The organism is Nocardia pneumoniae NBRC 100136 (genome assembly GCF_000308755.1).
GTDB classification, from domain to species: Bacteria; Actinomycetota; Actinomycetes; order Mycobacteriales; family Mycobacteriaceae; genus Nocardia; species Nocardia pneumoniae.
The window spans coordinates 20467-44776 of record NZ_BAGF01000151.1 but is presented as its reverse complement, the minus strand read 5'-3'; the positions used below and the strand labels follow the sequence as shown (position 1 = coordinate 44776).

Annotated in this window: 5 protein-coding genes and 1 tRNA gene (1 of these 6 cut by a window edge); 4 read left to right on the top strand and 2 right to left on the bottom strand. The window is 69.2% G+C overall.

Going from position 1 to position 24310, the window contains the following annotated elements:
* The first annotated feature begins 270 nt into the window (after positions 1-270).
* Together ON34_RS31310 and ON34_RS37925 are read left to right on the top strand one after the other, a co-directional pair.
* Positions 271-1683, top strand: a complete 1413-nt coding sequence (locus ON34_RS31310; protein WP_174372097.1) for a hypothetical protein — start codon at positions 271-273, stop codon at positions 1681-1683.
* Positions 1684-2417: 734 nt separating this feature from the next.
* On the top strand, positions 2418-3206 hold the full coding sequence (locus ON34_RS37925) for a recombinase family protein (protein ID WP_051023401.1): 789 nt from the start codon (positions 2418-2420) through the stop codon (positions 3204-3206).
* A gap of 853 nt (positions 3207-4059) precedes the next feature.
* Here ON34_RS37925 and ON34_RS31300 read toward each other — a convergent pair.
* Positions 4060-4144, bottom strand: a tRNA-Leu gene (locus ON34_RS31300).
* A gap of 138 nt (positions 4145-4282) precedes the next feature.
* A complete protein-coding gene (locus ON34_RS31295) occupies positions 4283-5155 on the bottom strand; it encodes an NAD(P)-dependent oxidoreductase (RefSeq protein WP_040786632.1) in 873 nt (290 codons plus the stop codon).
* 142 nt (positions 5156-5297) lie between these two features.
* On the opposite strand from ON34_RS31295, the gene ON34_RS31290 reads away from it, so the two are divergent.
* Positions 5298-5654, top strand: a complete 357-nt coding sequence (locus ON34_RS31290; protein ID WP_040786631.1) for a winged helix-turn-helix transcriptional regulator — start codon at positions 5298-5300, stop codon at positions 5652-5654.
* A gap of 172 nt (positions 5655-5826) precedes the next feature.
* Positions 5827-24310: the 5' portion of a type I polyketide synthase gene (locus ON34_RS36570; RefSeq protein WP_040786628.1), read on the top strand. Its footprint extends 3392 nt past the window's final position; only the first 18484 of its 21876 coding nucleotides appear in the window; the start codon lies at positions 5827-5829; its stop codon lies off the right edge, out of view.

The window sequence follows — 24310 nt, the reverse complement described above, 5'->3', positions numbered from 1 at the left end:
TAGTTTGCGGGTTCTGAGGATGCAGTCTGGGTGGTGAGATGGACTCCGTGCCCGTGGGAAGGCTGAGGCGGGTGCACGGGGACGCGCCCGACACCGTCAGAGGGTTCCGGCAGCGATCGCCGAAAATCCAGCGAAGTTCGGTCTGTGCACTGGTAGGCAGTGAAATTTTCAGCTGGTATGAGCCGCAAGGTAGTTTCGCGCTCAGGCAGGTCCGAGGTGACGGTAGATGGTTTTATGTGGGGGGAACGTCGAAGGACTGGGTAACGAACGATGGTGAGTGTCGGTCAGGCGGAGTCGGCTCGGGCAGCCGTGTTCGCCGAGGTGATCATCCGGGGCGGCTCGGAGCATCAGAGGGCGGACGTCGTGGATGGGCGCCAGGATCTGTTCGACCAACCGCATTGGTTGGACATGCTGGCAGAACTGCGGAAGGCGTTGCCGGGGTTGCCGTCGTTGTCGTTGGATACAGCGGTGTCGGAGCAGGCACTCCCAAGTAGGGAACGCGGTGTTCGAGGTCGAGGAGCGCCGCAGTTGGTCAAACGGCAGACTGTGCGGGACGAGTTCGCCGCCGGAAAGCCGGTTGCCCGTGTGGCGTATACCTTGGCCAGGCGCCACGGTGTCGAGGACCGGACGCCGTGGCCGGTGAAGGCGGTGGTCAACGCCAAGCTGTTGACGGTTCCTGTCGATAGCATCACCTCCGCGATGCTCACCGCCGAGTCGATGCCGCAAGTGGTGGAGGTAATAACGCGGCGGGCGCGGAATGAGTTGGATGTGCTCGCTCCTGCGCTGTTGTTGGAAAAGCAGAGCCGTATCTACCTGGACTCGGATGGGGCTCGGATCGGCAGATTGCTGTCGGATGCGGCGCGCAGCTACGGGGTGGTCGCACCAGGTCCGTACATGACGTTGTTGGCCCAGAACTGGTCGATGCTTTACTGGGCGCAGGCAGTCGCCACCGCCGGTCGGGTATTGGTCGACCCGGATGGCGACCATGATTTGTACTTCGCAGATGGGCTTGCAGGACAGGCGATCCTGTCTGACGCCGCGCGGTGCGCCGGATGGGACATGGCGCTGCCGTCGACGTGCGGCGTGCTGCTCGCGGTAGGGGATGTGGAGACAACGCATGGGGTGCTGCTGGCGTGGCGGGATACCGGCACATACGTGGATATCGTACGGATTCCGATAGCTACGCTGTGTCGACGTCTACGTAATCCGAACCTGAACAAGAGTATGTGGTCGATGGTGAGGATCGACCGGGAAACCGGAGTGGCGGACTCCTATGGGACCACGAAGGGCGTGGAGGAGCTGGGGCGTTTGACGCGGCTGTTGGCGGCAGCACCGACGGGGCCAGGGACACGGCGTGTGCCGTCCCTCGGCGGTGCGCGTCGGCCTCGTCCTGCTGTGGTGGTGCGGTACACCGCGAAACCCGTCGGTCACCATGACAGTGAACCTCGGGCAGCGGTAAATCTGGAGGCGCTGAAATGGCGTGTTCGGGGCCACTACCGGCGTCAATGGTATCCATCGTTGGGGAAGCATCGAACAATCTGGATCTCCGAGCACTACGCCGAGCGCGGGAGCGACGGCGAGCTGGTGGATCGACCGGTGGTAACTAAGCTCAGCCAGCCGCACTCTTCTCAGATTGAGGTTCCAGTGGAACCCGCCGAATTTCCAACGGATGCGGCGAAATAGCTGATCGTCAGGTGCAGCGAATTCTATTGCGCAGCAACTACTTCTTCCGTTGATGCGAGCAGAGAGCGAAATCGTCCGGCTGACTGTCGCGAATTCAAGTCTGCTGATGCTCAGGCGCACCTTCGCCCACAGGTGGTAGCGAAATCACCGGGAGTCGGCTTTCATAGAAGGCGGGAGAATCGGCAGGCCTGGAGGAACCATGCCCTTCGATCTCCACGGTCAGCTCTCTACTGACCCTCTTGGCGCCCGAGCTGTTCCTGGGCCTTTGCCGCCCGCGCCGCTTTCGTTCACGACTACTCGCCCCAGCGCATCGGTCTTTGGTTCTCGGCGGAGGGATAGCCACGCCCGAACGCACGGGGCTCGCGATCGGTGCAGAACGAGATGCGGATCATCAACGGACAGCCGCCAGTTGGCGACCGTAGTCGAGGACGTGCGCCGTGCGCTCTGATCGCGGCAACGCTCATGATGACGCTGCCCGAAGCTGCACGAAGGACCTCACAGTCTTCGCCCCGGGCGGCCCGCCTGAGCTGAACGCCGTAGCCGCTAAGTGTTGCTGGAGATTATCCTCCGACATGTCCGCGAGACTCGTGGCGAGACTGTCGATAGTCCCCGACCGATTCCAGTATCGAATCCACGGCCGACTTCCTCCGCCACAACTCCCGAGGATGGGGCGGTGCGGCGCGGTCGTCACCGAACACCGATGTCTTTCTCAACCAGCAGGAGGAATCGCAGCAATGATCAGGTTCGCTTTCGCCGGGCGGGTCTCCACCGAAGACCAGCAAGATCCGGAAGCGTCTCGCAACTGGCAGCTCGGACGAGCGAACGCTCTGGTCGGTCAGCACGGGCAGATCGTCGCGGAGTTCTTCGACATCGGGCAGTCGCGGTCGATTCCGTGGAAGCGCCGCCCCGCAGCCGGGCGGTTGCTCGAGCTGCTCAAAGAGCCCGAGCGAGGGTTCGACGCGGTCGTGATCGGGGAACCGCAGCGCGCGTTCTACGGCAACCAGTTCGGGCTGACGTTTCCGGTCTTCGTCCACTACGGCGTGCAACTGTGGGTGCCGGAGGTCGGCGGCCCGATCGACCCGGACTCCGAAGCACACGATCTGATCATGTCGGTGTTCGGCGGCATGTCCAAAGGCGAACGCAACCGCATCAAGATCCGCGTCCGCGCCGCCATGGCCGCGCAAGCGCAAGTCGAGGGCCGCTACCTCGGCGGCCGACCACCCTACGGGTATCGTCTCGCAGACGCCGGGCCTCATCCGAATCCGGGCAAAGCCGCCGACGGTAAACGGCTACATACCCTTGAACCCGACCCTGTCACCGCGCCGGTGGTGCAACGGATCTTCAGCGAGTACTTGTCCGGCATAGGGATTTTCGCTATCGCGCAACGCCTGACCGCCGACAACATCTTGTGCCCGTCGGCCTACGACCGCAGGCGCAACAGCCATCGCTCCGGCGCCGCGTGGTCCAAGAGCGCGGTGCGCGCGATCCTGGGCAATCCGCGCTACACCGGCTACGAGGTGTAGAACAAACAGCGCAAGCAGGAGTCCCTTATCGACGTCGATGACGTCGCCTTGGGCCATCACACCCGCTTGGCGTGGAACGCGAAGACGGAGTGGGTCTACTCCGACCAACCTGCCCATGGCGCGCTCATCAGCAAGGACGTCTTCGAGCAGACACAACTTCGGCTCGCCGCCCGAGGCCCGCAGTCGACGGGCAGGACCACTACCCGCCGCCAGCGCCCGTACGCCTTCAAGGGACTGTTGTTCCACGACGCCTGCGGACGCCGCATGCAAGGCAACTGGAACCACAGGCTGCCGCACTACCGCTGCCGGTATCCCTCCGAGTACGCCCTCGCTAACAAGATCGACCACCCGACGACCGTCTACCTGCGCGAAGACCAGCTCAGCGCCCCGATCGATGCATGGTTGGCCGACATCTTCCACCCCGACCGGATCGAGCATTCGCTGACCATGCTCGAGGATGCGCAGACCGACAACACATCCGCCATCGAGAGTGCACGACGGTCGGTTGCCGAATACGACCGCAAGCTGTCCCGGTACCGAGCAGCACTGGAAGCGGGCACCGACCCGGCTCTTGTGGCGGGCTGGACCCAGCAGGTCCAGCGCGAACGCCGGGCCACCGCGGCACAGCTCGCCGCGCTGGAAGTTGAGCAACGCGCGGATCACCACATGAGCAAGGAGGAGATCCACCAGCTTGTGACCTCGCTGGGCGGCCTGGTCCACATACTGAAGGCGGCTGACCCCACCGACAAACTCGAGGTCTACCGGCAACTCGGCCTGAAGCTCACCTACGACCACGAAAAACGGGTGGTCGTGGCAGAAACTGCTCCACAACCACCCGTGTGCGTAGTGTCTGTGTCCGGAGGGGGACTTGAACCCCCACGCCCGATAAAGGGCACTAGCACCTCAAGCTAGCGCGTCTGCCATTCCGCCACCCGGACCGGTGTGCTCAGCAAGATTATCGGATCGCCGGGCGTGGACCAAATCGTGGCCTGACCTGGGGATTGTCGGATGGTTGCGGAGGGGTGGTTCGGGGTGGGCCGGGCCGGGGTTCGTCCCGGCGCGGCCCGTGCGGTGGGTTAGCGGAGTTCTTCGAATGTGCGTTCGAAGGCGAGGTGGCCGTGGCCGTCGGCTACTTGGCGGTCGAGGAGGTTCTTGAGGGGGGCGACGAAGTCGAGGGTGACGTCCGCGTCGCGGCTGGCGCGGTTGATCGCGTCGAGGGCCGCTTTGTGGAAGGCGATGGGCTGGATGGATGGGCCGGTGTAGTCGGCGGCGTCGATGGCCTGGCCTTGCAGGGGGAGTGTCTGGGTCATCGCGGTGAGCCACGCGGCGGCCCGATGGGCGAAGTCGGCGGCGGGGACGCCGACCGAGCGCATCATGGCCGCGCCGTGCAGGAAGCCGCCGAACATGGCGTACATGGCGGCGAGCAGGGCGAAGTCGTAGGTCGACGCGAAGCCGGCGTCGTCGCCGAAGTATTCTGCGGCGGCGAGCAATTCGAGGGTCTCGCGATGGGTGTCGAAGACGGTCCGCGAGCCGCTGTAGAGGATCGAGGCGCCGGGCTGGCCGATCATGGACGGGACCGCCATGATTCCGCCGTCGAGGTAGGCGATGCCGTGCCCGGCCGCCCAGCTGGCGAGTTCACGGGCCTCGTTCGGCGCGGTGGTGGTCAGGTTGATCAGCTGCCGCCCGGACAGCTGGTCGGCCACCGGGTCGAGGGTGGCGTGCACCGAAGCGTGGTCGAACAGGACGGTGATGATCGCGCCACCCGCGCTGATCGCGTCTGAGACGGTTCTGGCGCCGATAGCTCCGGCGGCGACGAGTTCGGCGTCCTTGCCGGGGGTGCGGTTCCAGACCGTTGTCGCGAGGCCTGACTTCAGCAAGGTCGCGGCCAGGGCCTGGCCCATCGCGCCCAGTCCCAGGATGGTTACCGGGGTGTTCGTGGTTTCCGCCATTGCGGGTTCAACTCCTTGGATCGAGAAGGTCCTGGTCGGCGCGCCGCAACCAAGACTGCTCGATGCCCGACGAGTGGACAAGTACCCACTAATTGGTCTGGTACTTACTAATTCGTATGTGAACAGGTAGAGAGGATGCACGATGGGCGCGAAGCGATCAGGGCCATACTTCTGCGGCATCGACGCCGCGATGGATGTGGTCGGCGGCAAGTGGAAGGCGTTGATCCTGTGGGAGCTGGAGAACTTCGGTGTCCGGCGTTTCGGCGAACTGCGCAAGGGGTTGCCGGGGATCTCGGAGAAGATGCTGATCCAGCAGCTGCGCGAGCTGGAGGAAGACGGCATCGTCGACAGGACCGTATACGGCGAGGTCCCGCCGCGTGTCGAATACCGGCTGACCGACCTCGGCGTCGCCCTGAACGCCGCGCTCGCGCCGCTCGGCGCGTGGGGCCGCGACCGGATCGATCGGATCGGCGCGGAACGGGTGCATCCGGCGCTCTGAAGTGAATCCTTCAAAAGTGAATGTTTCATCTTGGCAACATCACCGAGCGAAAGATCAAGCTACTAGTTGGTAACTTGAGTTAATCTTGTGCACACAGCACATAATTGACGGCTAACCGGGGCCGTCGTATGTTCCACGTCACAACTTTGCACGATGTGGGTGGCGTGGCTAGATGGCGGATGATGGGTACGACCTTCGGGTCTTGCTGACACGGGCACTTCGCCGGATTCAGGAGTTGGAGACAGGTCCGCGGCAGGAACCGATCGCCGTCATCGGCATGGGCTGCCGCTTCCCCGGCGGCGCCGAAAGTCCGCAGCAGTACTGGGAACTGCTCTCCTCGGGGCGCGGCGCGATTGTCGAAGTGCCGGAAAACCGTTGGCCGGTAGCGGATTCGGCGCCTCGGCGGGCGCGGCGGCGGGCCGGTCTGCTCGCCGGGCCGATCGATGCCATGGACACGGAGTTCCTCGGCATCGCGCCGCGCGAAGCGGCGTCGATGGATCCGCAGCAGCGTCTGGTGCTCGAAGTGGCTTGGGAGGCAATGGAAGACGCGGCGCTGGCGCCGAACGGGCCCGCCGCGGCGCGCACCGGGGTCTTCCTCGGCGTCAGCTGGCAGGAGTACCAGCGCACGATCACGCCGGACTGGGTGAACTCGGTGGACGCGCACACGCTCACCGGAACGATGTCGAGCATCGTGGCCGGGCGGGTGTCCTATGTGCTCGGGTTGCGTGGCCCCGCGGTGGCGATCGATACGGCGTGTTCGTCGTCGCTGGTGGCGGTGCACCAGGCGTGTCGCAGTCTGCGGGCGGGGGAGTGCGAGGTGGCGTTGGCGGGCGGGGTGAATCTGCTGCAGTCCGAACTCACCTCCGAGGCGCTGGCCCGGATGGGCGCGCTCTCACCGGACGGGCACTGCCGTCCTTTCGACGCGCGGGCGAACGGGTATGTGCGGGGCGAAGGCGCGGGTGTCGTCGTTTTGAAACCGCTGTCCAAGGCGCTCGCCGACGGCGATCCCATCCGGGCGCTCATCCGAGGCTCGAGCGTGAACCACGACGGTCGTTCCATGGGACTGACCGCGCCGAACCCGACCGCGCAACGCGAGCTGCTGCGTGACGCGCTGGCCGACGCCGGATGCGCCGCCGACCAGGTCGGCTACGTCGAAACACACGGCACCGGTACGCCACTGGGCGATCCGATCGAGATCGAGGCGCTGTCCCAGGTTCTGGGCGCGCCGCGGGCGGACGGGTCGGTCTGCCTGCTCGGTTCGGTCAAATCCCAGATCGGTCATCTCGAGGCGGCGGCAGGCATCGCCGGGTTGATCAAAGCGGTGCTGCAACTGGAGCACGAACGCATTCCGCGCCAGCACGATTTCGCCACGATGAATCCCAAGATCGCGCTCGATGGCACGGCACTGGCGGTGCCGACCGACGATGTCGCGTGGCCGCGCACCGACCGGCCACGGCTGGCGGGGGTGAGCTCGTTCGGGTTCGCGGGCACCAATGCGCACGTGCTGCTGGAGCAGGCGCCCGAACCGTCGCCGACCGTGGACGCGGAACAACCTGAGCTGCTTGCTCTTTCGGCGCGGACCGCCTCCGCCCTCGACGCACTCTCTCGGCGCTACGTCGAGCAATTGGATACGACCCAGTCGCCACTCGCCGACATCGCCGCCACCGCGGCGCTCGGGCGCTCGCATTTTGCGCACCGGCGCGCGGTCGTTGCGCGGACTGTTGCGGAGGCCGCGCGGAAACTCGCAGAACCACCTGGTCGGTCGACCGACCTGGATTCGGGGAAGCCGCGGGTGGCGATGCTGTTCACGGGGCAGGGAGCGCAGTACGCGGGGATGGGTGCGGCGCTCGACCGCGGGTATCCGGCTTTCCGCGCGGCGCTGGACCGCTGTGACGACATCCTCGGACCGCTGCCCGGCGGATTGCGTTTGCGATCTGTGCTGTTCGAGGCGAACGACGAGGTGCTGAGCCGCACCGAGTACGCGCAACCAGCGCTGTTCGCGATCGAATGGGCGTGTGCCGAACTGTGGGCGACCTTCGGCGTTCGCCCCGATATCGTGCTCGGCCACAGCCTTGGTGAGCTGGTGGCGGCGACCGTCGCGGGAGTTCTCGACCTGGAGACCGGGCTGCGTCTGGCGGCTGAGCGCGGTCGGCTGATGCAGTCGGTGGCTCGGCCGGGCGCGATGGCGGCGGTCTTCGGCAAACCCGAGGAGTTCGCGGCGCTGCTGGACGAGTTGGCGGCGGAGGTGGCCGTGGCGGCGGTCAACGGTCCGGGACAGTTCGTGGTCTCCGGAACGGCGGAGGCGGTGCGCCGGATCCTCGAGGACGCTGCCCGGCGGTCGAGCCGCTCGGTGAAGTTGCCCGGCAGCACGGCATTCCACTCGCCGCTGCTGGATCCGATGCTGGACGAGTTCGAAACCCGGGTCGCCGAGCTGGTCCCCGCGCCGCGAGCGGCGGTGATTCCACTGGTGTCGAACGTGACCGGCACTCGGATCGAGGCCGCGTTGGACGCCGCGTACTGGCGTGCGCATGCCCGCGGCACGGTGCGGTTCGCCGACGGCGTGCGGTCGGTGGCCGACTTCGGCGTGGACGCCTATCTCGAGGTGGGACCGCATCCGGTGCTGCTGGAGTTCGGTCGGCAGGCCGACCCGGACGCGCTGTGGCTGCCGAGTATGCGCCGGACGTCCACCGACGACGAGGTGCTGCTCACCGGACTCGGGGAAATGTATTGCGCCGGTGCGGACATCGATTGGACGGCGGTGATTCCGCCGCGAGCGCGGCGGCGCAACGGGCTGCCCACCTACCCCTTCGAACGAGAACGGATCACTGTGCCGATCGCTGGCGCGTCCTCGAACACCGGATATCTCGCCGAGCACCGGTTCCAGGACCGGGCCGTGGTGCCCGCCGCCTATCTCGCCCTGCGAGCGTTGCGTGCGGCCGGGGGCGCGAACCGCGAGCTCGTCGACTTCGTCGCGGCCCGGCCGGTGCCGCTGGAGGAATTGGCCGACCCGATCGTCTCCGGCGCGGACGGCCACGCCGATGTGCGCTTCCACGTCGGGAACGGCGCTCGCACAGCGGCTTCCGGATCGGTGCGAGCCGCCACGTCGAAGCGTCCGCGTGACTCCAACGACCTGGCCGAGGCACGCCGCGCGTCCTCCACCGAGTGGGAGGTCGCGGATTTCTATCGCCGCTGCGCGGACGCGGGGTTGAGCTTCGGCCCGCGGTTTCGCTGGATCACCCGGCTGCACGTCACCGGCAGCAGCGTGCTCGCCGAACTGACCCGCCCCGCGGAGCTGGCCGGCGAACCGGACGCGGCACTGGCGTGTCTGCTGGACGCCGCGGTGCAGACCGGTCTCGCGTTGACCGCCCGGCACAGTCATGCGGCGCAGTTGCCGGTCGGCATCGGCAGATTGCGTGTGTCCGGCGGGGAGACGGCGGCGAAGGCGTGGGCGCTGGCCGAACGCACCGGCCGCACGGTCCGCATCACTGTTTTCGATACCGCGGGCGCGGTGGTTTGTGAGTTCGACGACGTGTGGTTCGCCGAGTCCGGCGCGGCCGGGCAATCGCAGGATCGAGACCTCTTGTCCGGCCTGGTGCGCGTTCCGGTCTGGGAACCTGCCGCGGCCTCGGCGACCGGCCGCGGCCCCGACGCGACGCTGGTGATCGGCGTCGGGCAGCAGGCCGACCGGCTCGCCGCCGCGTTGCGCGCCGCGGGCACCGACGCGGTGGCGGTGGAGCGCACGACCGATCCCGCCGCCTGGCCCGACGACAACCGGGCGGTGGTCTACCTCGCCGACACCGAGGCCGACGACAGCGCCGACACCGCGCGCACGGAGACCGAATTCGTCCTCGGCGTGGTTCAGGCGATGGCGCGGGCGGCCACGGCCGGCCCGCTGTACCTGGTGACCATGGGGGCCACCGGCGCGCTGCCCGGCGAACGCGTGCGCCCCGCCGCGGCCACGCTGTGGGGACTGGGCGCGGTGGTGCGCACCGAGCTGCCCGAACTGCGCTGCCGCCTGATCGATCTGCCGGTGGGCGCACGCTGCGACGACCGCCGTCTGATCGACGAACTCGCTTCCAGCGCAGCGGATTTCGTGGTAGCGCTGCGCGGACGCCAGCGCTACGTGACGCGGACGGAGTCGTTCGACGACGCCGGGGAAGCGCCGCGACTCGAGCGTGATGCGGCGTATCTGATCACCGGCGGGCGCGGAGCGCTGGGTTTGACGGCCGCGCGGACGCTGGCCGAGTGCGGTGCGGGCACCGTGGTGCTGGTCGGGCGCACTGACCCGGACGCTCACGCCCAGCGGGAGATGGCGCGGATCGCCGCCTTGGGCACTCGGGTCGAGACCGCGACGGTCGACGTCGCAGACCGAAACGCCCTGTCCGGCTTGCTCGCTCGCTTCGGCGGCGAACTTCCCCGACTGGCCGGAGTGGTGCACTGCGCGGGCGTGCTCGACGACGCGATGCTGATCGAGCAGACCCCGGCGCACGTCGATCGCGTGTTCGCCGGAAAAGTCGCCGGAGCCTGGCACTTGCACGAGCTGACCGCGGAACACTCGCTCGAGCTGTTCGTGTTGTTCTCCTCGGTCAGCGCCACGGTGGGCACGGCTGGACAAGGCAATTACGCCGCGGCGAACGCGTATCTCGATGCTCTCGCGCGCCTGCGGCTCGCCGAGGGCCTGCCCGCCGTCAGTATCGCGTGGGGCCCGTGGGCGGGCACCGGCATGGCCGGAGGACTCAGCGACGCGGCCCGCCGCGCCTGGGAACGCCGCGGCATCGCCGAACTCGCCGCCGAAGATGGCGCTCGGGCGCTGCGCTCGCTGCTGGCGGCGGAGGGGGTCGTCGCGGTGTTCCCCGCTGCCGCGGACGCTTCGACGCGGCAGGAGGCGGTGGCCGATGCCGACGAGCAGGACATGGAAGCCCCGCGTGCGGCGGCGGATCTGCTCGAGCTGGTCCGTACCCACGCCATGACCGCGCTCGGCCGCAGCGCGGCTGTTTCCGATCGCACGCCGCTGCGTGAGCTCGGCCTGGATTCGATGATGGCCGTCGAGCTGCGCAACGCGCTCTCCGCCGACCTGGGGGTGCGGCTTCCGGCGACCCTGCTGTTCGATCATCCGACCGTGGCCGCGGTGTCCGAGGAGATCGCCCGGTTGAGCGCGCGCGAGGGCGGCGCCCCGCGCCGCACGGCACAGGAGCAGGCCGAACAGCGACCGAACACGCGCATCTCCGAGCAGCTCACGCACTCCATGTACCCAACTGAACCGCCGGTTACACCTACTGCGCCCAACGTGTCGCAGTTCACAAATCCTGAATCCGAACGTGCCGCCGACGATTACGCCGACGCGATCGCGATCATCGGCATGGGCTGCCGTTATCCCGGTGGCGTTCGCGGACCGGCGGACCTGTGGCATCTGCTCACCACCGAGACCGACGCGGTGACGGAAGTGCCCGCGCACCGCTGGGACGTGAACGCCTATTTCGATCCCGACCCGGACGCCGAAGGCAAGACCTACACGCGCTGGGGCGGTTTCGTCGACGGCGTCGAGGAGTTCGACGCCGGATTCTTCGACATCTCCGTCGGCGAGGCGCGCATGCTGGATCCTCAGCAGCGGCTGCTGCTGGAAACGTCCTGGGAAGCGTTGGAACACGCCGGATATCCCGCGAGCCGATTGGAGGGCAGCCGGACCGGAGTCTTCATCGGTCTGATGTCCAACGACTACGCCGAGCGGATGGCGCGAGCCGATCTGGCGCCCAATGCCTGGTTCGGCACCGGCAATCTGTCCAGTGTCGCCTCCGGACGGCTCTCGTATTTCTTCGGCGCCAACGGACCGAGCCTGACCGTCGATACCGCATGCTCGTCGTCGCTGGTGACGGTGCACACGGCGGTGCGTAGCCTGCGCAGCGGCGAATGCGACCTCGCACTGGCCGGTGGCGCCACGGTTGTGCTCACTCCTTCGCTCGACATCTACTTCGCCCGGGCGCGCGGACTGGCCGCCGACGGGCGATGCAAGAGCTTCGACGCGCGCGCCGATGGTGTGGTCTGGAGCGACGGCGCGGGGGTGCTCGTGCTCAAACGGCTGGCGGACGCCCGGCGGGACGGCGACCGGGTGCTCGGGTTGGTGCGCGGGTCGGCGGTCAACTCCGACGGTCGCAGCCAGGGGCTGAGCGCGCCGAATGGTCCGGCGCAGGAGCGGGTCATCCGAGCGGCGCTCGCGGACGCCGCGGTCGAGGCCGCGCAGATCGACTACGTCGAGACCCACGGCACCGGAACCGCTCTCGGCGATCCGATCGAGGTCAACGCGCTCGCCTCCGTGCTGGGCGACGGCCGCACCGCGGCCGCACCGCTGTGGATCGGGTCGGTGAAGTCGAATCTCGGGCACACCCAGGCCGCGGCCGGTATCGCCAACATCATCAAGGTGATCGAGTCGATGCGGCACGAGCGCATCCCCGCCTCGCTGCACTTCCGGTCGGGTAATCCGCATATCGACTGGGATTCCGTCGCCGTCCGCGTGGTTGCCGAGGAGCGGCCGTGGCGGCGTTCCCGGCGGCCGCGCCGGGCAGGGGTGAGCGCGTTCGGGATCAGCGGAACCAACGCGCACGTGGTGATCGAGGAGGCGCCGCCGGTGGCGGAAGCCGGTCCGGTCGACGATTCCGGACCTCACCTGCTGGTCCTGTCGGCCAAGAGCACCGACGCGCTGCGTGAGCTGGCGGCCCGGTACCGGGATTTCCTGGCTGCGCATCCCGAGACCGGGCTGGCGGAGGTGTGCTCCTCGGCCGCGCTGGGCCGGACGCATTTCGGCGAGCGGGTGGCGATCACGGTCGATACCGCGGCACAGCTGCGGGCGGCGCTCGACAATGTCGCCTCCGGGATCACCGCTAGCGGGTCGGTCGCCGATCTGGCCGAGTCGGGCGATGCGGGCGATCTGGCCCGCCGGTATGTGAGTGGAGCCGAGATCGACTGGGCGAAGGTCTATTCCGATCGCCCACGGCGCCATGTGGACTTGCCGACCTACCCGTTCCAACGCAAGAGGCACTGGCTGGAACTCGCGGCACGGCCGGATGCCACGCCGTCGTCGCGCGCCCTGCGGGTCACTCCGGAGATGTTCGCGGGGCACCGGCTGCGCGGCGTGCCGACCGTGCCCGCGGCATGGCTGTGCACCCAGGTGAGCGGCCTTGCCGCCCAGCTGCCCGGAACCTGGGTGATCACGGGGCTGCGGCTGGTGACGCCGTTGGAGGTCACCGCCGAAGCAACGGTGCGGGTGACGCTCGATCTCGGCTCGGACGGATACGACGTACGAATCGTCCACGCCGACGGAACTTCGATCGCGGACGCGAAACTCGCTGTCACGGAGCCGAACTCGTTCGACGGCACAGCTGAGGACGCGGCGACGACCGATGCGGACGCGCGGGTATGGCCCGCCTACTACGAGAAGCTGGCGCGACTGGGTCTGCACTTGGGCGCGGACTACCGCTGCGCCACCGAGTTCCGGCGCATCAGCGACACCGAGGCCGAAGCGGTGTTCCGGTTGCCCGAGCACGACGCGGCGACGCTCGATCCGATCCTGCTGGACGCCTGCCTGCACACCGTCGTGCTGACCGGCGCGTCGGCGGATGCGCTGTTCTTGCCATCGGCTATAGATCGTGCTCAATTGTTCGGCAGGCCGACTGTCGGGGATACGACCGTCAGGTGTCGAGTGCGGGTGACCGAGCGTGGCGGACGGGTCGTCGTCGGTGACGCCACACTCCGCACCGCGTCCGGGCGCCTGCTCGCGCGGCTGAGCGGGGTGTGTCTGCTCGCCGCGAACACCCCTGTGGCAGAACCGGAACCCCATGCGCCCGAAGCGGAATCGTCGAGGATCGCTCAGCTGCTGCATCACGTCGACTGGACGCCCGCGGCGGACGACCTACCGGTTCGGGGCTCGAGCGCGGGTCGCTGGTTGATCTTCAGTGACGGACCGGTCGGCGACGCCATCGCCGCCGGACTGGCCGCGCGCGGCGCACAGACCGTGGTCGTCCGGCCCGAGGACATCGACGACCCGGCATCCGTGATCGGCATGGCCGACACGAGTTCGGCGCACGGCGTCGTTTTCGCCTGGACCGCTGTCGCCTCCCGGACGCGCATCGACGCAGCCCTGCGGCTGGCCCGTGCGCTGGACGGGTCAGGGCGTCCGCCCGCGGCACTGTGGCTGCTGACGGTGAACGCGCAGCGCGTCGTCGCCGCCGACCGACCTGACCCCGATCAGGCTCTGCTGTGGGGGTTCGGGCGCACGCTGGCGACCGAACACCCGGAGTTCGGCTGCCGTTTGCTCGACCTACCGGAGGAACCCACGGACGGCGCGCTGATCGCCGAGGGGATGCTCGGCGCACGCGAGGCAGGCGAGTTCGCCATCCGCGACGGCCATTGGCTGGCCGCGCGCCTCGCGGCGGGCCCCGCGCCCGCCGAGGACTACCGTTTGGTCGCACACCGTTCCGGCCAGTTCGACCGGCTGCGCCTGGAATCCGGCGCTCGACGCGCACCCGGAACCGGTGAGGTCGAGATCGCCGTGGCCGCCACCGGTCTCAACGCACACGACATCTGGGTCGCCTCCGGCTTACATCCGGACGCCGCCGCGGCATTGGGCGCGGAATGCGCCGGACGGGTCGTGGCAGTCGGTGCGGGAGTCGCGGAATTCGCGGTCGGCGACCGTGTTGTCGCGCTGGCCAACGGCAGTTTCGCCCGCTATGTGACGGTGGATCATCGTCTGGTCGCCGCGCTGCCCGATCAGCTGTCCTTCGCTGAAGGCGCGACGGTGCCGTTCGCTTTCACCACGGCCTGGCACGCGTTGTTCGACGTCGGTGAGCTGCGGGCCGGTGACCGCGTCCTCGTGCACGCGCCCGCCGACGGGATCGGTATGGCCGCGGTTGCGCTGGCCGCGCACGCGGGCGCGCAGGTGTTCACGACGGCGGCGCTGCGACGCTGGGCCGACAACGCGGGTCTGCCGGTCACCCAGCTCGATGCCTGGCGCGACCATGAGCTGGCCGAACGCGTCCGGGTGGCGACCGCGGGGCGGGGGCTGGATGTCGTCGTGCACGCTCTCGGCGGGGACCTTGTCGTACACGGCGCCGAAATCCTCTGTCCAAGTGGACGGTTCGTGGATGTCATCGATCCGGTGCAGACGCGTGTGAGCGCACGTCACGATATCGATCACCGCGAATTCGATCCGGCCGCCGTCGACCCGCAGCGCCTCGGCGCGATTTTGCGGACCGTGATGGCGCTGTTCGAGCAGGGCGCGTTGCATGCGCTGCCGCACGCAGTGCACGGCATCGATGACGCCGCCACGGCATTTCGCGCAATGTCGCGGCGCGAGCACCCTGGCCGCGTCGTGCTGCTCGGCAGGGATGCCGCGCCGGTGGCCGCCCGGCGCGGCGACCGGCTCACCGACGGCACCTATCTGGTCACCGGCGGATTCGGTGGTCTCGGTGCGGCGGCCGCGCGCTGGCTGGCGGCCCGTGGGGCAGGGCATCTGGTGCTGGTCGGCAGACGAGCGCCGGACGCGGCCGGTTCGCAATTGCTGGAATCGTTGCGCGCGAGCGGTATTCGCGTGGCCGCGCGCCAGGCGGATGTGAGCGACCGTGCGGCCGTCGCGGCGCTGCTGCGAAGCATCGAGGAATCCGGGTTGCCGCCGCTGCGTGGCGTGGTCCACTGCGCGGGCGTCCTCGACGACGGCGTGGTGACCGAACAGTCGTGGTCGAGATTCGAAACCGTGCTCGGGCCCAAATATCATGCGGCGCGGCACCTCGACGAGCTCACTCGCGACCAGCCGCTCGACCTGTTCGTCACCTATTCGTCCGTGGCGGGCGTGCTCGGCACGCCCGGTCAGGCGAACTACGCGGCCGCCAACGCGGCGTTGGACGCGTTGGCGTGGCGGCGGCGGGCCGAGGGACTGCCCGCGTTGAGCATCGCGTGGGGGCCGTTCGCCGACGTGGGCATGGCCGCCGACCGAGCGGATATCACCGCCCGGCTGACCCGGCGCGGGCTGCCGCCGCTGTATGCGAACGACGCGGACACGGCGCTGGATCATCTCCTTCGACTGGACAGCGCCACACCCGGCGTCTTCGATTTCGTGCCGCAGCGCTGGTACGCGAACTCGAGCGGGCCCGTGACGGCCGGGACGACGATCCCAACAGCAACCGCTACAGCGACACCCATTGCCGGAGAGGTTTCGACGACGCCGACGACAGTGCCGCAATCAAAAGCGCCGACCGATTCCGCGCCGTGGGAGACGATCGTGCAGCGCGTCGCAATGCGAGTGCTCGATCGCGCGAGCGAGCTCGATCCCGATCTGCCGCTGCATGACACGGGTGTCGACTCGCTCACCGGGATGGAGTTGCGTGCCGCGCTGGCCGCCGAAATCGGGATGCCGCTGCCCGCCGGACTCGTTTTCGACTATCCGACCGTGCGCGACATCGCTCGGTTCTTGCAGCGCAAATCTGCACCCGCGCCGACCGGGGTCGACGAGTCGACTGGGCCGGGCGATGGTCGTGTGGTCGACGGTGCGCTGGAACCGTCGGCGTCGGCCTCGATAGAACGCCCGGTGTCGGCGACGCCGCCGGAACACCGGCTGCCGGACACGCTGGAGCCGCCGGTGTCGGCCACGCCGCAATCGCTGACCTCAACGGCGCCGGTCCGAGGAATAGCCGCCGCTGTGGAAGCGCCGATCTCGGCATCACCGATGTCAACTGGCGCGGAACCCCCGCTATGGGCAACGCCGGAACAACCGATCACCGCCGCTTCGGAACGACTCGCGTCGGCGACGGCGGAACGACCAGTGACGACCACGCCGGAACAACGGATATCGGCCACCGCGGATGGATCGGTCTCCGCCACGGCGGATCGATCGGCCTCGGCCACGGCTGCACCATCAGCGTCGTACCGAACGGAAAGTTCAGCGCCACAACGGTGTTCCTCGTCAGTGATGAACGCCCCTATGCGCATAGAGGTCGCGTCCGACGATGGCGACCAGCTCGGGACCGACGACGACCCGATCGTGATCGTCGGCATGAGCTGCCGTTTCCCCGGCGGTGTCGGTACGCCGGAGGAATTCTGGGATCTGCTGTGGCAGGGCCGCGACGCGATCACCGAGGTGCCGCCGCAGCGCTGGGACATCGACGCCTATTTCGATCCCGACCCTGCTGCGCTCGGCACGATGTACACGCGGTGGGGTGGGTTCGTCGACGGCGCCGATGAATTCGATCCGACGTTCTTCGGTATCGGCGCGGCCGAGGCGCGGGCGATGGATCCCCAGCAGCGCCTGCTGCTGGAGACCAGCTGGGAGGCGCTGGAGCGCTCCGGCCGCGCACCGGGCGGTCTGGCGGGCAGCCGCACCGGCGTGTTCGTCGGCCTGTGCTTCAGCGAATACCCCGCAACACCCGCCCGGGCCACGAATCCGGCCGCAATCGGCGCGTACTCGGTGATCGGTTCGGCGCCGAGCGTCGCGGCCGGACGGCTGGCCTACGCGCTCGGGCTGCAGGGTCCGGCGGTGACGTTGGATACGGCGTGTTCCTCGTCGCTGGTGGCGCTGCAGTCGGCCTGGGACGGGTTGCGCGCGGGTCGTTGCGATCTGGCGCTGGTCGGCGGCGTCAATCTGCAATTGGCGCCGGAGACCACCATCGGTTTCTGCCGCCTGGCATCGCTGTCGCCGGACGGCCGGTCGCGGGCCTTCGACGCCGACGCCAACGGTTACGTCCGCGCTGACGGTTGTGGCGTGCTGGTGCTGACCCGGCTGTCGGAGGCCCGCCGCAATGGTGACCGGGTGCTCGCGGTGGTCCGCGGGGTCGCGGTGAATCACGACGGGCGATCCAACGGCCTGACCGCGCCCAACGGTCCGGCCCAGCAACGCGTTATCGCCGACGCGCTGGCCAGGGCGGGTGTCCGGCCGGACGCGGTGGACTATGTCGAGACGCATGGCACGGGCACACCGCTCGGCGATCCGATCGAGGCGACCGCGTTGGCCGAGGTGTACGGCACGGGCCGCACGCAGCCGCTGCTGATCGGGTCGGTCAAGACCAATATCGGCCACACCGAAGGGGCCGCGGGTGTCGCGGGAGTCATCAAGGCCGTGCTCATGTTGCAGCACGGCCGGATCCCGCCCAGCCTGCACTTCCGCACGCCGAACCCACTGATCGATTGGGCGGACATGCCGCTGGAGGTGGTGCGCGAGGCGCGGGAGTGGCCGCGAAGCGGAAACGAACCGACGATAGGTGTCAGCTCCTTCGGCATGAGCGGCACGAACGCGCACGTCATCCTGGGGCAGGGCGATCCCGAGCCGCCGCGGCGATCCGATACGGCGAATGCGCAAGTGCTCGTGCTCTCGGCCCGCAACGAAGCCGCCCTGAGCGCCGCGGCGCGCCAGTGGGCGGACGAAACAGCACGGGAACAAGCCGATTTCGGCGATCTGGCCTACACCGCCGCCACCGCACGCACGCATTTCGAAGAGCGGCTGGCGGTAGTCGCCGACACCGGTGCCGCCGCGGCGCAGCGTCTGCGGGACGGACAGGGAATCCGCGGGCGGGTGGAGCGAGCGGCGACCGCGAAGGTGGCGTTGCTGTTCACCGGGCAGGGGTCGCAGTACCCGGGTATGGCGCGGGAGCTGTTCGATTCCGAACCGATCTTCCGTGACGCGCTGCGACAGTGCGACGCGGTGCTGGGACCGATCGAGGACGGCATCGGCCTCCTGGACGCCTTGTACGGCGACCACGACGCGGGCCTGTTGCGGCGCACTGTGTTCACCCAGCCCGCGCTGTTCGCCGTCGAGTGGGCGCTGTGGCAGCTGTGGCGAGCGTGGGGCATCACCCCGGCCGCGGTGCTCGGGCACAGCGTCGGAGAGTACGTCGCCGCCTGCGCGGCGGGGGCCATGACGATGGAGGACGCGCTGCGGCTGATCGCGGTGCGCGGCAGGCTGATGCAGCGCCTTCCGGACGGTGGCGGGATGCTGGCCGTCGACGCCTCCGCCGACCAGATCGCGCCGCTGGTGACGCGGTATGGGTCCGCGGTGTCGATCGCCGGATACAACGGACCGGCCCAGGTGGTCGTCGCGGGACCGGGTTCCGCGCTCGATCTTCTTCTGGATGACTTGGCCTCCAACGGAATTCGAGCCACACCGCTGACGGTTTCGCACGCGTTCCATTCCCCGGCGATGGACCCGATCCTCGACGATCTCGCCGCGGCGGCGGCCCGGGCGGCGTTGACCGATCCGGCGATCCCGCTGGTCTCGAACCTCACCGGCGCGCCGCTGCGGGCGGGCGAGCTGACCCCGGACTACTGGGCTCGCCACGCCCGCCAGCCGGTGCGGTTCGCCCAGGGCATGCAAGCCATAGCCGACCTCGGGATCGGCACGTTCCTCGAAATCGGTCCCCAGCCGACCCTGTCCACACTCGGTGGGCGCGTGCTGGGCGACTCGGCGCGGTTCGTCGCGTCGCTGCGCCGCGGGCGCGGTGACCGCGAGACGATGATGACGGCGCTCGCGCACCTGTATGTCGCGGGCGTGCCGGTGAACTGGGAGCACGTCCACCGGCCACACGGCCGCCGGAGGGTGCTGGCGCCGACGTATCCCTTCCAGCGGCAGCGGTATTGGATCGAGTCCCGGCCCGACGCCACACCGCGTCCGGCGGCGAGCACTCCCGCGCGCCTGGGCGTCCGGACCGACCTGCCGGGCGGCACCGTCGATTTCGATCTGACGCTCGGACCAGATGCCCCGCGCTACCTGGCCGACCATGTCGTCGATCGGGATGTGGTCGTGCCGGGCGCCTGGTTCGTCTCCACCATCGCCGCCGCCGCGCGCGAGGTGGGCGTCGGTGAGGTCGTCGCGATCGACGACCTCGTGATCACCAGCAGCCTCACCCTGACCGGACCTCAACCGGTGCGGGTGCGGTTCGAACCGAGCACCGACGGTTTCGCCGTGCTGGTGACGGCCGAGACCGCCGAGGGACCGCGCGTCCACGCACGCGCCCGCGTGCTCGCCGGACAGCACCGGCCACCGGCCGGTGCGAGCCCGGCGGACATTCTGCGACGCTGCCCGGATCACCTTGCCGGCGCGGACTTCTACACGCTGCTGACCACCGCGGGCCTGCCCTACGGCCCGGCGTTCCGCCGCGTCGTGGATGTTCGCGTGGGTGAGCGGGAGGCGCTGGTGACGCTGTCGGATCCCGACACCGACGCCGGTCCCGGCATGGTGCACCCCGTCCTGCTGGACGCGGCGTTCCAAGCCACGTACGCGGCGATGTCGCCGCGCGCGGGGGACCACACCTGGGTGCCGTTCGCCGTGGACCGGGTGCTCGTCCCGGCCGGTGCGGGCACCGTTCGATTCGGCCATGTGCGCGTCGTCGAGCAGACGCCACAGCTGTGTGTCGCCGATGTTCGACTGCTCGATGAGGAGGGCTGTCCGTTGCTGGTCGCGGAGGGATTGCGAGTGATGCGGACACCCACGCCGGACGCCGCCAGGCAGCCGTCCGGTCACACCGCGCATGATCGGTCCGCCTCGGACACCTATCGAATCGACTGGCGGAACGCCGAATCGGCGCTGCCGGGCGCGGCGACCGGACGCTGGTTGGTCGTCGGGACGGGTGACTTCGCCGACGCGCTCGCCGCGGCGCTGCGGGCGCGCGGCGCGGAGTGCGTGCTGGCGCGGCCCGGGCGCGGTTTCGCCTTCCGCGCCGAGGACGAGTTCGAGGTGGATCTGGGGGTGCCCGCGGCGGTGCGCGCGCTGCTCGGCGCCGTGAGCGACGGCCGCACACCGTTGCGGGGGATCGTCTCCGCGGCCGCGTTGGGGCCTGCTGACGCACCCGCGCCAGAGCATGCGGAGAGTCTGGTGGTGGGCGCGGTGCATCTCGTGCAGGCCGCCGCACTCGCGGGGGAGCCCGCGGTGTGGCTGCTCACGCGTGACGGTCAGCGGGTCGATCCGTCCGATCGGGTGGCGCCGGAGCAGTCCGCGCTGTGGGGTTTCGCGCGCAGTTCCCAGCTGGAGCAACGCGAAATGGGCTGTCGGATCATCGATCTGGATCGGTTTGCCGAGGCAAACGCGGTGATCGACGCCGTCCTCGCACCCTCGGGACCACGGCAGCTGGCGCTGCGCGGGGGACGTCGGCGTGTGCCGCGGCTCGTTTCCCCGGGCGCGGTTCCCGGCGGGGGCGCGACGATGCCGGACGGTGGGACGGTGCTGATCACCGGCGGTCTGGGCGGCGTGGGGTTGCTGCTGGCCCGCTGGTTGGTCGACCGAGGGTGGCGCGAGCTGGTGCTCGCGGGACGTTCGGGGCCCGGCGAGCAGGCGGAGTCGGTGCTCGCCGAACTGCGCGGACGCGGAGCTCGGATCAGCGTGCGATCGCTGGACGTCTCCGATCGTGCCGCCGTGGCCGCCACACTGGACTGGATCGACCGCGATCTGCCGCCGCTGGCCGGGGTAGCGCATCTGGCCGGTGTGCTCGATGACGGGGTGATCGCCGAGCAGACGGCGGCGCGCGTCGGACGGGTGCTCGCGCCGAAGACGTTCGGTGCTTGGCACCTGCACGAGCTGACCGCGTCCCGCTCTTTGCGGTTCTTCCTGCTGTTCTCCTCAGCCGCGGGCGTGGTCGGCCTGCCGGGTCAGTCGAGCTACGGCGCGGCCAACGCCTTCCTCGACGGTCTGGCCGAGCTGCGGCGGGCGGCGGGAGCCCCCGCGTTGTCGATCGCCTGGGGTCCGTGGGCGGACACCGGGATGATGGAACGGCTGACCGGGGGCGCGGTGGAGCGGCTGGCCCGGCGCGGCTACGGCTTGCTGCGCCCCGAGCAGGCCCTCGAAACGCTGTCGCACGTCTTCGATTCTGCGACAGCAGGCGCGGTGACCGCTCTTCCGCTCTTGGCGCCCGCGGCCGGTGCCGACGCGCCGGACGTGCTGTTGGACGCCTTCGCGCCCGTTTCTGGTATCGAAAACCATTCGGCCGCAGCCGATGTCACCGGACTCGCCGCCGAGATGGAGGCGCTGGTTCGACACTGCCTCGGGCTCGGTCCCGACGCCGATCTCGATCGCCCGCTGCACGAACTCGGGCTGGACTCGGTCGCGGCGCTCGAGATCCGCGACGAGCTGTCGCGCTCGAGCGGGCACCGGCTGCCCGCGACGCTGGCCTTCGAATACCCGACGCCACGGGCGGTCCTCGATCTGCTGGTGCAGTTGGGGACTACACGGGCGTCCGCTCCGCCGTCGACCGAGGGACATGGCGATTCGCCTCTGCGTGCGGCGGCGCGGACGTCCGCTCCCGCCGGGCACGGCGCCGGGATTCCGGCGAACGGCGCTCCCCACGCACTCGGTGACGGAACGAATGCGATGTCCAACGGCTCCATCACACCCGCGCACCAGCTCGCGACGAACGATGAGCCGAACCGGCACGGGAACGAGCCCGCGACGAACGGCGGTCCCCACCAGCGGAATAACGCACCCGTGGCGAGCGGCGGACCAGACCACCTCGCGCCCGCGACGAACGGCAGACCCGAGCACCGCGAGCCTGCGACGAATGGCGCGGCCGATCGCCGCGGACTCGTGAGCGACAGAAGCGAACAGCGAACGCCGCAGCCACCGAACGACCAGCGCTCTGTGATCTCCGAACGCGCATCGGCCGACTCGTCGACGGCCCCGGTGGCGCCTAGTGCGATCGCTGGCTTCAGCTCCGGTCACCGCGCCGACGCGGTCGGGGATATCGCGATCGTGGGTGTCAGCGGCCGCTACCCGGGTGCGGACGGACTCGACGAGTACTGGCGGGTGCTGGTCGAAGGCCGCGACTGCATCACCGAGATCCCCTCGGAACGCTGGGATCATTCCCGGTACTTCGTCCCTGATCGGCACAACCCGTTCACCTCCTACACCAAGTGGGGCGGGTTCCTCGACGACGTCGACTGTTTCGATCCGCTCTTCTTCGCCATCTCGCCGCGCGAGGCCGAAGTGTTGGACCCGCAGGAGCGACTGTTCCTGCAAACCGCGTGGGCGGCACTGGAAGATGCCGGGCACACCCGCGCCGACCTGACCCGCGGCGGTCTGCGGCCCGAGGAAGCCGGTGTGTTCGTCGGCGTCATGTGGGGCACCTACCAGATGTTCGGCGCCGAGGAGTCCCGGCTCGGACGTGGCACGCTGCCCGGGTCGACGTTCTGGAGCATCCCGAACCGGGTGTCGCACGCGCTCGATTTCCAGGGGCCGAGCATCGCGGTGGACACGGCGTGCTCGTCCTCGCTCACCGCCTTGCATCTGGCCTGCCAGAGCTTGCGCACCGGCGAATGCCGCCTGGCCGTGGTCGGCGGGGTCAACCTGTCGCTGCATCCGTACAAGTTCGTCGCGCTGAGCCAGGGTCAGTTCGCCTCCACCGATGGCCGCTGCCGTTCCTTCGGCGCGGGCGGAGACGGATACGTGGCCGGTGAGGGCGTCGGGGCGATGGTGCTACGGCCGCTGGCCGACGCCGAAGCCGATGGCGACACCATCTACGGCGTCATCAAAGGCACCGCGGTGAACCACGGCGGCCGGGTCAACGGGTTCACGGTGCCGAACCCGGCCGTGCAGGCCGCGGTGATCCGTTCCGCGCTGCGCGTCGGCGGCGTCGACCCGGCTTCGGTGTCCTACATCGAGGCGCACGGCACCGGCACCGCGCTGGGTGATCCCATCGAAATCGCGGGTCTTGCCAAGGTTTTCGGTGATGTCGGCGTGACCGAGCTGCCGATCGGTTCGGTGAAGTCCAATGTCGGCCATCTCGAGGCGGCGGCCGGTGTCGCGGCGCTGACCAAGGTGCTGCTGCAGCTGCGCCACGAGACCATCGTGCCGTCGCTGCATGCCACACCGCCCAATCCGAACATCGACTTCGCGGCCACACCGTTCCGGATTCCGACCAGCCCGCGGCCGTGGCCGTCGGGTGATCCTTCCCGTCCGCGGCGAGCGACGGTCAGCTCGTTCGGCGCGGGCGGCGCCAACGCCAACGTGGTGATCGAGGAGTACGTGGATCGGCGACCGGAGACCCGGTTCAGCGGCGGCCAAGTGGTTCCGGTGTCGGCGCGCGACTCCGATCGCCTCGCGGATTACGTTGCCGCACTGAATCGTTTCCTCGCCGGGCAGCAGCCGAACCTCGCCGATCTGGCCTACACCATGCAGGTCGGCAGGCAGCCGGGCCGTGCTCGCGCCGCGTTCGTCGCCCGTGACATCGACCAGTTGCGCGCCGCCGTTCGCGCCTGGATCGATGACGCGCCCGGTGCGCGCGACGGCCGGGACGCGGCCGAGGATTCGCGGATCGCGCGCTGGCTCGGCGGCGCCGACATCGACTGGGCCACCGTGCGCGATCCCGGCCCACGCCGCCGCATTCCCGCGCCGACCTATCCGTTCGCCCGTGAGCGGTATTGGATTCCAGATGTCGCGCCCGCGCCGGAATCCGCTCCGGCACAGCTCACGCACGCCGCGCCGACTACGCCGGTGCAATTCACACCAGCGCGGCAATCTGCGCAGCCCGCGCCCGTGCATCAGCCCACGCCGACCGCGCAGGCCGCGTTCACGGCGCAGCCCACGCCGACCGCGCCCACGGCGCAACCCACGCCGACCACGCAACCCGCGTCCACGGCGCAGCCCATGTTCACGGCGCAGGCCGCGTCCACCGCGCAGGCCGCGTCTACAGGGCAGC

What these genes read in the sequence shown, in the direction of transcription:
- ON34_RS31310 (WP_174372097.1), top strand. Translation starts at nt 271, where the DNA reads ATGGTGAGTGTCGGTCAGGCGGAGTCGGCTCGGGCAGCCGTGTTCGCC.
- ON34_RS37925 (WP_051023401.1), top strand. Translation starts at nt 2,418, where the DNA reads ATGATCAGGTTCGCTTTCGCCGGGCGGGTCTCCACCGAAGACCAGCAA.
- ON34_RS31290 (WP_040786631.1), top strand. Translation starts at nt 5,298, where the DNA reads ATGGGCGCGAAGCGATCAGGGCCATACTTCTGCGGCATCGACGCCGCG.
- ON34_RS31295 (WP_040786632.1), bottom strand. Translation starts at nt 5,155, where the DNA reads ATGGCGGAAACCACGAACACCCCGGTAACCATCCTGGGACTGGGCGCG.